The sequence below is a fragment of the Luteimonas sp. Soil_N_1 genome, from assembly GCF_057656255.1.
In genome coordinates, this window is the sequence record NZ_JBDGKS010000001.1 from 444,514 (window position 1) to 456,745 (window position 12,232).

The window sequence follows — 12,232 nt, forward strand, 5'->3', positions numbered from 1 at the left end:
CCGCAGGCCGCCTCAGGCGGCCGACTGCACCGCGGCGTTCGCCGACTCGACGCTTGCCGCGAGTTCGTGCTGGCGGAACGGCTTGCTGAGGATCGTCAGGCCCGGTTCGAAGTCGGCCATGCCGGTGTATCCGGACACGATCACGATCGCCGTATCCGGCAGCCGCGCGCGCACCTTGCGTGCGAGTTCCGCGCCGGTCATGCCCGGCATCAGATGGTCGGTGACCAGGACCGAAGGCTGCAGGCCGCCGTCGAGTGCCCGCAGCGCCTCTTCGGCGGAGCTGGCCTCGACGATGCGGTAGCCCATGTCCTCGAGTGCGTCGGAGGTGCACATGCGCACCGAATCCTCGTCGTCGACCACCAATGCGGTGCCGCGATTGTCCCCTGTGCTGTCCACAGTCATGTCCTCGTCGTCGTTTGCGGCCCCGGGGCGAGCACCCACCGGCAGCCAGAGATGGATGGTGGTGCCCGTGCCGGGCGTGCTGTCGATCGTCAGCCGGCCGCCGAGCTGCGACGCCAGGCCATGGGCCATCGACAGACCCAGGCCGGTGCCCTGGCCGATGCCCTTGGTCGAGAAGAACGGCTCGATCGCGCGCTGGCGGGTCTGCGCGTCCATGCCGACACCGGTGTCGGCGACCGACACCACGACATAGCGGCCAGCCGCGATGCGGTCATTGTCGGGGACGTGCGCGTTTCGGGCGCCGAGCGTCAGCGTGCCGCCATCGGGCATCGCATCGCAGGCGTTCACGCTGAGATTGAGGATCGCCATTTCCAGCTGGTTCGGGTCGGCCACCGCAGGCAGCAGATCGTCGGCGATATCGACCGCCACACGCACCCGCGGGCTGCTGGAACTGTCGACGAGCCCGGCCATGCCGGACACCAGTGTCGCGACGTCGATATCCAGCGCCTGCAACGGCTGGCGCCGGGCGAATGACAGCAGGCGTTGCACGAGCATCGCGGCGCGGTCGGCCGACTGGCGGGCGACGCCGAGCATGCGCGTGCGGCGCTCGGCCCGCGCATCGGGGTCGGCGGCCAGATCGAGGGCGGTGACGATCGGCGTCAGCAGGTTGTTGAAGTCATGTGCCACGCCGCCGGTGAGCTGGCCGATCGCCTCGAGCTTCTGCGACTGGCGCAGGGCGTCCTCCGCCTTGCGGCGCTCGGTGGTGTCGATGGCTTCGGGCACCACGCCGATCAGGTAGGCGTTGTCGTAGATCGGGCGCAGCGAGAGGTCATGGATACGCCGGCCTGCCGGAAGATCGAGTTCGATCTCGTCGCGCACCGTCTCGCCACCGGCGGCACGTGCGAACAGCGCACGGATCCGTGCCGGCATACCGGGCGTGCCGCTGAACCAGGGCGTGTCCCACAGCGGCACCCCGACCAGATCCTCGAAGCTTGCACCGACCGCATGGAGCACCGGGCGGTTGGCGTCGGTGACGATGCCCTCGGGCGTGCACATGCCCTGCAGCTGGTAGCTGGTCTCGAACAGCGTGCGCAGCTGCGCCTGGGAACGCGCGAGCGCCCCTGCCGCCGCATTGATGTCGGTGACGTCGCGCGCGCTGCAGTAGTAACGCCCGCCCTCGGGCGTGGCCACCCACGACAGCGTGCGCAGTCCACCGGCGCGCGTGCGCCAGCGGTTCTCGAAGTGCAGTACCGGCTTGCCGTCGCGCAGGGTGTCGAGCACCGACTGCGTCACCGCGTGGTCGTCTCCGCTGACGTGGTCCATCCAGCGATGGCCCACGAGCGAATCGACAGGCCAGCCCAGCAACTGCTCCCAGGCCGGATTGACGGTTTCGATGATGCCGTCAGGATCCACGACGGCGAGCAGGTCGGGCGTGACCTGCCAGGTCAACGAGCGCTCGCGCGCGCGCTCGATCACCTGGCGCTCGAGATCGCTGTTGAGGCTGCGCAATTCGGCCTCGCGCGCCTGCAATGCGATGTCCGACAGGTGCCGCGCAGTCACATCGACGCCCTGCACGAAAACGCCTGCGACACCTTCGCCATCGTTGATCGGCTGGAATACGAAATCGATATAGCGCTCGGCCGAAGCGGCGCCGGGTGCGGCCTGCACGATGTACTGCGCGCTGTCGGCCGAGAACGCCTGGCCGCTGCTATAGACCTGGTCAAGCAGCGTGAGATAGCCCTGGCGCACGGCGTCGGGCAGTGCCTCCACCACGCGCTTGCCCAGCACGTCGCCGCGGTCGCCGATCAGCGTCTTGTAGGCCGGATTGACGTAGCCGAACACGTGATCGGGACCGGTCAGCATCGCCATGAATGTGGGCGCCTGGTCGAACATGCGGCCCAGCTGCGCCACGTCGGCCTGCAGCCGGCGCTCGGTGGTCACCTTGCGGGTCACGTCCGTGGTGATGTTGAGCAGGCCGATGATCCGGTTCTGCTCGTCGCGCACGGGCGAGTACGAGAAAGTCCAGTAGGTCTCTTCGGGGAAGCCGTTGCGCAGCATCGTCAGCGGCATGTCTTCGTGCATCGTCGGCTTGCCGGCGAACACGCTGTCGACGAGGGGGCGGATGTCGTCCCAGACGTCGGACCAGATGGCCTGCAGCGGTTGTCCCAACGCGTGTGCTTCCTTCGCGCCGAGGTGCGGCGCGTAGGCGTCGTTGTAGAACAGGGTCAGTTCCGGGCCCCAGCACAGGCACATCGCGAAGCGCGAATCGAGCATCAGGCCCATCGTGGTACGCAGCGATTGCGGCCAGCTGCCAATCGGACCGAGCGGCGTGATCGACCAGTCGTAGTCCGCGATGCGCCGCGCCATGACGCTCGATCCGGACAGAAATTCGAGCTGGTCGGGGGAGGCGCGGGACGTCACGAAGGCAAGGGCAGGTTGAGGACGGCGCATCCTGCCACAGGGTGTCGTGGTGACGTGATGACGATGTCAGCCCAGGCGCGCCTGAAGCGCTGCGGCGTTGCGCGTCGCGTGCCCGGCGGCGGTGTTGTCGAACACGACCCAGGCATCGCCCGGGCCAGCGCGGACTGCCGCCGCGATCGCATCGAGCGCGTCGGCGTCGTAGTTGCTGTAGTAGATCTCCGGACTGCCGTGCCAGCGCCAGTAGCCGGATCGTGCGCTGCCGCCAGGCTGCGCGTCATCGCCGTGGCGGGCAGGATCGGCGGCCACGCGCGCGACATGGTGGCGCGCCAGCAGCGCATCGGCCTGCGGCGTGAGCCAGCTGGCGTGTCGCGCCTCGCAGGCCACGTGACCGGGCCAGCGCCGCGCCAACATCGCGAAGAACGTGGCCGCGGTGCGGGCGTCGAAGGCCAGACCCGGCGGCAGCTGCACCAGCACGCAGTCCAGTTTGTCGCCGAGGCCGCCGGCCGCAGCGAAGAATGCATCGAGCGCAGCGCCGCAGCCGGCCAGACGCGCTTCGTGGGTGATCGTCTTCGGCAGCTTGACCGAGAAGCGGAAACTGGCGGGCACGCTGTCCGCCCAGCGGGCATAGGTCGTGGCGCGATGCGGTTTGTAGAAGGACGAGTTGATCTCCACGGCGTCGAAGCGCGTGGCATAGCGGGCCAGCATGTTGTCGCCGGCGCCGAACAGCGCCGCATCACGCGACGCGATCGACCAGCCCGCGCAGCCGATGCGGATCACCCGGCGCCGCGCTTCGGCTTGGGGTAGGGCTGGGCCTGCAGCAATCGGGCGAGATGCACCGTGTTCGAGGCGATCGTGGCGATGGTTTCGGCGACCTTGTCCGGCGTCTGCTTCAGATCCTTGTAGTCGACCGAGCCCATCGCCTCGCCGACCCAGTACGGCGGGCTGCCACCGGGAATCGTGAAGCCGACGTCGGTCAGACCCTGGTAGAGCTGCGCGCAGACGTGGTGGGCGCCGTCCTCGTTGCCGACCACAGCAGCGACAGCGACCTTGCCGAACGTCGGATACATGCCGTCGTCGTCGATCTCGCCGAGCACCGCGTCCAGCCGTTCCATCACGCGCTGGGCGATGCTCGAGGGGTGGCCCATCCAGATCGGCGTTGCCACGACCAGGATCTCCGCGGCCATGATCCGTTGGCGCAGCGCCGGCCACTGGTCGCCATCGCCTTCATCGGCGGTCACCCCCGGCTTGACGTCGTAGTCGGCGACGCGCGCGCTGGCCGTCGTCACGCCGTGGCCGGCGATCGCCTCGAGCAACTGGTCGAGCAGCTTCTGTGTCGAAGACGGCGTATCACCGGATTTGAGGGTGCAGTTCAGGCCGAACGCGGAGAGGGACATGGGCGGGTCCGCTGCATGAAGGCATCGGACTGTGGCCGTGGTCACGTCCAGCGCACGTCGTCGCAACGCGTTCAGACGGCCGTCGCTGAACCGTCCGCGTCCGTGCAACGCTGTGGCCGATCTGCGCCCGTGACGCCGATGCTGCGATGCACAATAATTGCAGGTTCTGTTCCGGAGACCGGCCATGGCCACCGCACCGGCGTTGCCCCCGCACCGTACCCGCATCCTGATCCTGTTCGCGCTGGCGATGGGCGGCTTCGCGATCGGCACCAGCGAGTTCGCGATGATGGGTCTGATGCCGGAGCTGATCCGCGGCTTCGGCGTCGACGCACCTGCGGTCGGCCACATGATCAGCAGCTATGCGATCGGCGTCGTCGTCGGCGCCCCGCTGCTGGCGATCCTGGGCGCGCGCATCCCGCGTCGGCCGCTGCTGCTGGCGCTGATGGCCTTCTATGCGTTCGGCAATCTGGCCACCGCGCTCGCGCCCAACTACACGCTGATGCTGGTCGCACGCTTCGTCGCCGGCCTGCCGCACGGCGCCTATTTCGGTGTGGCGATGCTGGTGGCCGCGTCGATCAGCCCGGCCGCGCAGCGCGGCACGGCCATGGCCCGCGTGCTGCTGGGCCTGTCGATTGCGATCCTCGTGGGCAATCCGCTGGCGACGTGGCTGGGCCAGCACTTCAGCTGGCGCTGGACGTTCGGGCTGGTCACCGCGCTGTCGCTGCTGACCGTGGTGCTGGTGGCGCGTTTTCTCGCCCCCGACCCGTCAGAACGGCCGCAGACGCCGATGCGCGAGCTGCGCGCCTTCAATACATCGCAGGTCTGGTATGCGCTGCTGATCGGTGCGGTCGGCTTCGCCGGCATGTTCTGCGTCTTCAGCTACGTCACCGAAACGCTGGTCCAGGTGACCGGCGTGGCGGAGTCGTGGGTGCCGGTCGCACTGGCCGCATTCGGCGTCGGTGCGATCCTCGGCAACATCGCCGGCGGCTGGCTCGTCGACCGCCTGCAGTTCCGCGCGGTGGCGGTGGTGCTGGGCTGGTCGCTGCTGGTGCTGCTGGCGTTTCCGCTGGCCGCGCATGCGCCCTGGTCGATCCTGCTCGCGCTGGTTGCGGTCGGCACGATGGGCGCGCTTGCACCGGTCCTGCAGACGCGCCTGATGGATGTGGCCGGCGACGCGCAGACGTTGGCCGCCGCCTCCAACCACGCGGCCTTCAATGCGGCCAATGCGCTGGGACCGTGGCTCGGCGGCATGGCGATCGCCGCGGGATTCGCGCCCACTTCGACCGGTGTGGTGGGCGCCGTGACCGCGGCTGCGGGTCTTCTGCTCTACGTCTTCGCGCGTCGTGCCGAGCGTCGCCGCAGCACCGTGGTGCCCCGCGCCTGCTGAACGTGTCGGCCGCACCGGCGTGACACCTTCACGCCGGTTGGCCGCATCGCTGCAGACACTGCCGCTCCATCCACGAACGGAGTGCGACATGGCATCGCGAAGCAGCAAGGGCGAGCAGGACGCGCAGACGATCGCGAAACTGATCGAGGACATCGACGTCACGATGTTCACCACCATCGGTGCGGGCGGGTATCTGGTCAGCCGGCCCCTGTCGACGCAGAAGGCGCAGTTCGACGGTTCGCGCGTCTGGTTCTTCGTCGCGTCCGACAGCCCCAAGGTCGCGGAGATCGCACGCAATTCGAAGGTGAATCTCGCCTACGCCTCGAAGGGTCGCAACACCTATGTCTCGATGGCCGGCGATGCCTACGTCAACGAGGATCCGGTGAAGATCGAAGCGTTCTGGACCGACGCGCTGAAGGCCTACTTCCCGCGCGGCGTCAACGATCCCAAGCTCACGCTGATCGAAGTCGAGGTGCAGACCGCAGAGTACTGGGACGGCCCGGGGTCGCTGATCGGCAAGGCGATCGCGTTCGCGGTCGCGCGGGTGACCAAGCGCGAAGAGGTGATGGGCGAGAACCGCATCGTCGACCTGCGCGGCCCGGGGAAGCGCTCGCGCCTGCCGCCCTCGCATGCAGACGCCCGTGGTGGCGCGAAGCGTGCGGCCAAGAAGACGACCGGTACGGCCGCTGCAAAGCCGGCGGCGAAGAAGGCCGTGCCTGCCAAGAAGACCGCGACCGCCGCGAAGAAGGCCGCGACCACGCGCACGGCGAAGACCGGCAAGCGTGCGGTGAAACAGGCGCCGGCGCGCGCCTGAGCCGCAGCGCAATGTCCGGGACGGTCATGATGTCGTGGCCCCGTGCGCGGGTCACACTATGCCGTCCCGGTCTCCGAGCAGTCTGATGTCCACGCGCGAATACGATTTCGATCCAGACGACAACTTCGCGCACGGCGCGATCGATGACGAGGACGCCGCCGAGGATGTGACCGACGGCGACATCGAGGCACTGGTCTGGCAATGGCTGCTGCGCATCAACCCCGGTGACGATGAAGCGGCGACCCAGCAGCTGGCCGCCTTCCGCGACGCCCTCGGCGTCGACGATGCGCCCGATGCGGTGCAGGCCGCGCTCGAAACCGCCACCGACTGGCGTTCGAGCTTCCGCATTTCCGAGAACGCGCGGTCGACCCTGATCGACGCGATCGACACGCTGTCCGAACGGTTCCGGGTCGAGATCGACTGGGACGTCGAGGACCCGACCGACGACGAAGCACTGGCAGGCACGTCGACCTCCGCGCTGCTCGAGGTCGCCTACGACCAGTTGCGCGTGGCCGGTTACACGATGTGGACCTGGGACACGGGCGACGACACCGTGGCCGGCGTGATGGCCCCACGTGACGACGACGAGGGCATGCGGGTCATCGGCAACGCCCTGGGTCTCGATGTGCGTCCCGGCGCTGGCTGACGGCGCCGACACGCCCCTCGCTGAACGCGCGGACTGAACACTGCGTTCGCGGAATCCCTGCTACGGTGCGGGCGTCCGTCACCGCATGGGAGGGTGCGATGGACATCCGAGCGGTCCAAACCATGTGCAGCGCGCTGGCGCTGTCCGCGTGCTGCATGGCGTCAGCCGGGGCCACAGGCCCGGATGCTGTTGCCGAGCCGCCTGCGTCAGCGGGCATCCACAGTGATCGTGCGCCGTGGCTGCAGCCCATCGGCGAGACCCGTCCGCTCCGGCGCATGTCCGCTTTGCGCGACGAGTACCGCCGGATCCGCGAACTGCGACGCGACCAGATGCAGCCCGAGTACGAACGGCGCATGGCGGCCTCCGGCGAGGAAGCGGCCGAAGCGTGGCGGGAAGACACCCTGCGCAATGTCGCCAAGCGCGATCTGCGTGATCTGCGGGCGCGGCTCGAACGCTGAGCTGCGTGCGGTGTTGCCTTGCAGGCGGCGAACGCCCGCGCGCGGATGCGCCCTGGTCGATTAGCGCTGGATGTCCGGTGCCGCGTCCGTGGCGCTCGACTGCGCCACCGCCGCATTCGCATCCGCGTGGTCGTCCGCATCGGCATCCAGGCCGGCGTCGGCTTCGTTCTCGCCCGGCGACAGCGCGAGTTCGACCAGAATCGGGAAATGGTCCGAGCCGATGTCCGGCAACCGCTGCATGCCCACCAGCGTGAAGTGCTTGCTGTGGAACAGATGGTCCAGCGGCCAGCGCAGACCCGGCAGTTTCGCGTGGAAGGTGTTGTACATCCCACGGCCGATGCGCGGGTCGAGCAGGCCGCTGAGCTTGCGGAACAGTCGCGTGGTGCGTGACCACGCCACGTCATTGAGGTCACCGGCCACGATCACCGGCAACTCGGCCTCGTGCGCGGCGCGGCCGACGATCACCAGTTCCGCATCGCGATCGACCGAGCTGTCCGATTCGGTCGGGCTCGGTGGGCGCGGGTGCAGCGCATGCAGGGCGATGCGGCGGCCGCCATCGACTTCCAGTGTCGCGTGGATCGACGGAATGTCGTCCTCGACCAGATAGCGGATTTCCGCGTCGTGCAGCGGCAGGCGCGAATACACGTGCATGCCGTACAGGTTGTCGAGCGGGCAACGCATCACATGCGGCAGCGCGTCGGTCAGCACGTCGAGCTGCGCCTCCCACCAGTCATCGGTCTCGACCGCGATCAGCACGTCCGGCTTCTGCGCACGGACCACGCCGAGCAGCGGGTCGGCATTGCGGTTGGTGGTCAGCACGTTGCTCGCCATCAGCCGGATGCGGATCTGCGCATCCGCCGGCGCATCCTCCACCTCGACACGCGCCATGCGTGTGTACGGAATGATCCACCACGCCTGCCACAGCATGCAGGCCGCATTGACGATCACGATCGCGATCGTCCACGGATCGTCGATCGGATGGAAGACGAGCTGCAGCACCAGCACCAGCGCCGAGAGCAGCAGCAGCTGCAGGCGCGGGAAATCCAGACCGCGGATCCACCACGCGCCACTGCGGATGGTGGGCATCAGGGTCGCAACGGCCAGCAGTACGGTCACCGCTGCGAAGGTGAGGGTCAGCATTGTGCTTGGGGCGGCATGGGGACCCGCACTATGAACAGGCACGCGCCGCCAGCGTGTGAACCCGGGACACGCCGTTGCGCGGCGGCGTCTGGCCGTGCCCCGTGGCGGCTGCGACCATGACGGCCCGCCGCGCGACAGCCGGCGGCATCCGCCGTCGGAGTTCCGCATGTCCCTGCGTTCGCGAATCGATCCTTTCACCCTGTTGCTGCTCGCCACCGTCGCCCTGGCGTCGCTGCTGCCGGTGCAGGGCCGCGCCGCCGCGGTCATGGACGTGGTGACGAATGTCGCGATTGCCGCGTTGTTCTTCCTGCATGGCGCGCGCCTGTCGCGCGCGGCGATCGTCGCCGGTGCGCTGCACTGGCGGCTGCATCTGACCATCCTTGCGTGCACGTTCGCGCTGTTCCCGCTGATCGGCCTGCTGGGCAAGCCGTTGTCGGGCTGGCTGCTGACGCCCGAGCTCTACATCGGCGTGCTGTTCCTGTGTGCGCTGCCGTCGACCGTGCAGTCTTCGATCGCGTTCACTTCGATGGCCGGCGGCAATGTACCGGCCGCGGTGTGCAGCGCATCGCTGTCGAGCCTGCTCGGCGTGGCGCTGACGCCGCTGCTGATGGCGCTGCTGGTCGGCAGCGCGGAAGGCGCGATGGCGCATCCGCTCACGGCGGTGGGCAAGATCATGCTGCTCCTGCTGCTGCCCTTCGTCGCCGGGCATCTGTTGCGGCCCGTCGTCGGCGACTGGGTCGAGCGCCGTCGCGCGGTGCTGCGCTGGACCGACCAGGGCACGATCCTGCTGGTGGTCTACACCGCCTTCAGCGCATCGGTGATCGAAGGCCTGTGGCGCGAAACGCCGGTGTGGACGCTGGTCGCGATGGCCGTGGTGTGCGCGCTGCTGCTGGGGATCGCGATGCCGCTCATCGTGTGGATCGCGAGGCGCCTGGGCTTCAACCGCGCCGACGAGATCGCGATCGTGTTCTGCGGCTCGAAGAAGAGTCTCGCCACCGGCCTGCCGATGGCCAAGGTCATGTTCGCCAGTGGAGGACTCGGGGCGATCGTGTTGCCGGTGATCCTCTATCACCAGATCCAGCTGATCGTCTGTGCGGTCGTCGCACGGCGCTACGCCGACGGCACGCCGGCGGTGCCGGACGCGCGCTGAGCGCGCGCGTTCCGTACGGGTGGCGCCGACAGCGTGCACCCGTACGTGCAGGACATCAGCGGTTCAACGCGCCCATGCCCGCTGCGGGATAGCGCGTGCCGGACGCTGCATCCGGCGGGAAGATCGCATCGATACGCGCCAGATCGTCCTCGGTCAGATGGATGTCGAGCGCGGCGATGTTCTCGTCGAGGAAGCCGATGCGCTTGGTGCCCGGAATCGGCACCAGATCGTCGCCCTGCGACAGCACCCACGCGAGTGCGAGCTGCCCCGGGGTGACGCCGTAGTCCTGCGCGATCGCCTGCACCGATTCGACCAGCGCGAGATTGCGGTCGAAGTTCTCGCCCAGGAAGCGTGGCGAATGGCGGCGGTAGTCGTCCTCGTCGAAGTCCTCGATGTTGCGGATCGTGCCGGTCAGAAACCCGCGGCCCAGCGGCGAGTACGGCACGAAGCCGACGCCGAGCTCGCGACAGGCGGTCAGCGTGCCGTTGGTCTCGGGATCGCGCGACCACAGCGAGTACTCGCTCTGCAGCGCAGCAATCGTGTGGACCTTGGCCGCGCGTCGCAGTGTGTCGGCCGAAGCTTCGGACAGACCCAGGTGCCGCACCTTGCCCTGTTCGACCAGTCGCGCCATCGCGCCGACGGTGTCCTCGATCGGCACTCCGGGATCCACGCGGTGCTGGTAATACAGATCGATCGTCTCGATGTTGAGCCGCTTCAGGCTGGCCTCGCAGGCCTGCTGCACGTACTCGGGACGACCGTTGATTCCGCGCGAATGCGGATCGGACGGATCGAGCTGGATACCGAACTTGGTCGCGATGAACACGTCATCGCGGCGGCCGTCGATGGCGCGGCCGACCAGCGTTTCATTGGTGTGCGGGCCGTACATGTCGGCGGTGTCGAGCAGGGTGATGCCCTGGTCCAGCGCGTGCTTGATGACGGCGATCGCGTCGGCATTGCTGCCGCGGCCGCCGTAGAACGCGCTCATGCCCATGCAGCCGAGTCCGATTGCGGAGACGGTGGGGCCGCCGAGGCCGAGGGTGCGGGTCTTCATCGCGGTACTCCGTCGTGAATGCGAAGGCTCACTGTGCCGGTCGGGATGGCAAGCCGGTGTCGAGGTCCGGTTCGACGCGTGTCTCCATGGCGGTTTCTGCGCCCGGCGACTGCGTGCTGGCATGGGCTACGGGCGCGACCGCATGCGTGGCGGCGCGGCGTGCATCGCCGTCGGTCACCTCGTTGCGCACGCGCGGCAGCGCCTGCGGGTGATGGGCGTCGAGGAAGGCCAGCATGCCTTCGCGCACGGCGCAGCGCAGGTCGAACAGCTCGCCGGAATTGCGCGCGCTGACCAGCAGCCGCACTTCGATGGTGTGCCTGTCGGTCTCGGTGATCTGGGTCACGCAGACACGGCGGTCCCAGCGCGGATCGGCCTCGCAGATCCGTTGCAGTTCGTCGCGAATCTGGGGAATCGGCGCGCGGTGGTCGAGCCACAGGAACACCGTGCCCAGCAGCTGTGCGCTGGTGCGCGTCCAGTTCTGGAAGGGATTTGAAATGAACCACTGCAGCGGCACGACGAGGCGACGCTCGTCCCAGATGCGCACGACCACATAGGTTGACGTGATCTCCTCGATGCGACCCCATTCGCCCTCGACGATCACCACGTCGTCGAGCCGGATCGGTTGCGCCAGCGCGATCTGCAGACCGGCGATCAGATTGCCGAACACCGGCTGCGCGGCGACGCCGGCGATCAGGCCGATGATGCCGGCCGACGCCAGCAGGCCCGCGCCGACCTGGCGCACTTGCGGAAACGTCATCAGCGCCAGCGCCACGCCGACCAGCACCACGCCGGCCTGGATCACGCGACTGATCACCCGTGCCTGGGTCTGCACGCGGCGCGCAGCGAGGTTGTCTTCCACGTCGACCGGATGCTCGAGCAGGATGCGGTCCTCGACCGCGCCGACCGTGCGCGCGACCAGCCAGGTCAGGCACAGCATGCCGCCGATCGCGATCCAGTGCCGCAGCTGGCCGAGCAGGTCCGGATCGATCGGTGTGGCATTGAGTGCCAGTGACAGGAACAGCAGCGGCAGGCCGACCGCAGCAGGCACCGCAACGACGTAGGCAATACGCGCACGCATGCGTTCCTGTGCGCGGCGACCGGCGGCGCGGGCGAGTGCACGCAGGCTCCAGTGCACGACGACGCCGAGGATCAGCGCAACCAGAAGGGGCCACGCGATGGCGGCGAGATGGGTCCATTCGGAGGACATGGCGGTCTCGTCGACGGCGGCCCAGTGTGCGGTGCGGCAGGTCCACACACTGTTAATCCACCGCGGAATCACAGGCGTGTACGGCCGACGGTTTGCATCGCAAGGTCGCGAAGGCGCGGGCTACGGCAGCGGCTGGATCAGCGCAGCCACGCAGCGGCGAGCGCG

General features: G+C 68.5%; 10 protein-coding genes and 1 pseudogene. 5 read left to right on the forward strand and 6 right to left on the reverse strand.

Features of this window, described 5'->3' with window-relative positions:
• Nucleotides 1-12: 12 nt before the first annotated feature.
• The 3 genes from AC3A4E_RS02120 to AC3A4E_RS02130 form a co-directional block, all read right to left on the reverse strand.
• Complete coding sequence (locus tag AC3A4E_RS02120; RefSeq protein ID WP_487629927.1) at nt 13-2,766, reverse strand: PAS domain-containing protein; 2,754 nt, start codon at nt 2,764-2,766, stop codon at nt 13-15.
• 120 nt (nt 2,767-2,886) lie between these two features.
• On the reverse strand, nt 2,887-3,594 hold the full coding sequence (locus AC3A4E_RS02125; protein ID WP_487631994.1) for a DUF72 domain-containing protein: 708 nt from the start codon (nt 3,592-3,594) through the stop codon (nt 2,887-2,889).
• On the reverse strand, nt 3,594-4,214 hold the full coding sequence (locus AC3A4E_RS02130) for a flavodoxin family protein (protein ID WP_487629928.1): 621 nt from the start codon (nt 4,212-4,214) through the stop codon (nt 3,594-3,596). Before AC3A4E_RS02130 ends, AC3A4E_RS02125 begins: the two co-directional genes overlap by 1 nt.
• Nucleotides 4,215-4,398: 184 nt before the next feature.
• Between AC3A4E_RS02130 and AC3A4E_RS02135 the strand changes: the two genes are divergently transcribed.
• The 4 genes and pseudogenes from AC3A4E_RS02135 (at nt 4,399) to AC3A4E_RS02150 (ending at nt 7,519) form a co-directional block, all read left to right on the forward strand.
• On the forward strand, nt 4,399-5,601 hold the full coding sequence (locus tag AC3A4E_RS02135; RefSeq protein WP_487629929.1) for an MFS transporter: 1,203 nt from the start codon (nt 4,399-4,401) through the stop codon (nt 5,599-5,601).
• Between the two features lie 88 nt (nt 5,602-5,689).
• Nucleotides 5,690-6,196: pseudogene (locus AC3A4E_RS02140) on the forward strand (pyridoxamine 5'-phosphate oxidase family protein); the annotation flags it as partial.
• Between the two features lie 304 nt (nt 6,197-6,500).
• Nucleotides 6,501-7,061 (forward strand): DUF6630 family protein, encoded by a 561-nt coding sequence (locus AC3A4E_RS02145; protein ID WP_487629930.1) that lies wholly within the window; start codon nt 6,501-6,503, stop codon nt 7,059-7,061.
• Nucleotides 7,062-7,336: 275 nt separating this feature from the next.
• Entirely contained in the window at nt 7,337-7,519 is a 183-nt protein-coding gene (locus AC3A4E_RS02150) for a hypothetical protein (protein ID WP_487629931.1), read from the forward strand.
• Between the two features lie 60 nt (nt 7,520-7,579).
• Here AC3A4E_RS02150 and AC3A4E_RS02155 read toward each other — a convergent pair whose 3' ends face one another.
• Nucleotides 7,580-8,659 (reverse strand): endonuclease/exonuclease/phosphatase family protein, encoded by a 1,080-nt coding sequence (locus AC3A4E_RS02155; RefSeq protein WP_487629932.1) that lies wholly within the window; start codon nt 8,657-8,659, stop codon nt 7,580-7,582.
• Between the two features lie 166 nt (nt 8,660-8,825).
• On the opposite strand from AC3A4E_RS02155, the gene AC3A4E_RS02160 reads away from it, so the two are divergent.
• Nucleotides 8,826-9,809 carry a bile acid:sodium symporter family protein gene (locus AC3A4E_RS02160; RefSeq protein ID WP_487629933.1) on the forward strand — a complete coding sequence of 328 codons (984 nt, stop codon included), beginning with the start codon at nt 8,826-8,828 and terminating at the stop codon, nt 9,807-9,809.
• A gap of 55 nt (nt 9,810-9,864) precedes the next feature.
• Here AC3A4E_RS02160 and AC3A4E_RS02165 read toward each other — a convergent pair whose 3' ends face one another.
• Together AC3A4E_RS02165 and AC3A4E_RS02170 are read right to left on the reverse strand one after the other, a co-directional pair.
• On the reverse strand, nt 9,865-10,860 hold the full coding sequence (locus AC3A4E_RS02165; protein WP_487629934.1) for an aldo/keto reductase: 996 nt from the start codon (nt 10,858-10,860) through the stop codon (nt 9,865-9,867).
• A gap of 28 nt (nt 10,861-10,888) precedes the next feature.
• Nucleotides 10,889-12,067, reverse strand: a complete 1,179-nt coding sequence (locus AC3A4E_RS02170; RefSeq protein WP_487629935.1) for a mechanosensitive ion channel family protein — start codon at nt 12,065-12,067, stop codon at nt 10,889-10,891.
• Nucleotides 12,068-12,232: the final 165 nt, after the last annotated feature.

Bases quoted from the DNA above. Each gene is read 5' to 3' on its own strand.
- AC3A4E_RS02170 (WP_487629935.1), bottom strand. From the start codon at position 12,067: ATGTCCTCCGAATGGACCCATCTCGCCGCCATCGCGTGGCCCCTTCTG.
- AC3A4E_RS02120 (WP_487629927.1), bottom strand. From the start codon at position 2,766: ATGGCGCGGCGCATCGCGGACTACGACTGGTCGATCACGCCGCTCGGT.
- AC3A4E_RS02145 (WP_487629930.1), top strand. From the start codon at position 6,501: ATGTCCACGCGCGAATACGATTTCGATCCAGACGACAACTTCGCGCAC.
- AC3A4E_RS02150 (WP_487629931.1), top strand. From the start codon at position 7,337: ATGTCCGCTTTGCGCGACGAGTACCGCCGGATCCGCGAACTGCGACGC.
- AC3A4E_RS02155 (WP_487629932.1), bottom strand. From the start codon at position 8,659: ATGCTGACCCTCACCTTCGCAGCGGTGACCGTACTGCTGGCCGTTGCG.
- AC3A4E_RS02160 (WP_487629933.1), top strand. From the start codon at position 8,826: ATGTCCCTGCGTTCGCGAATCGATCCTTTCACCCTGTTGCTGCTCGCC.
- AC3A4E_RS02165 (WP_487629934.1), bottom strand. From the start codon at position 10,860: ATGAAGACCCGCACCCTCGGCCTCGGCGGCCCCACCGTCTCCGCAATC.
- AC3A4E_RS02135 (WP_487629929.1), top strand. From the start codon at position 4,399: ATGGCCACCGCACCGGCGTTGCCCCCGCACCGTACCCGCATCCTGATC.
- AC3A4E_RS02130 (WP_487629928.1), bottom strand. From the start codon at position 4,214: ATGTCCCTCTCCGCGTTCGGCCTGAACTGCACCCTCAAATCCGGTGAT.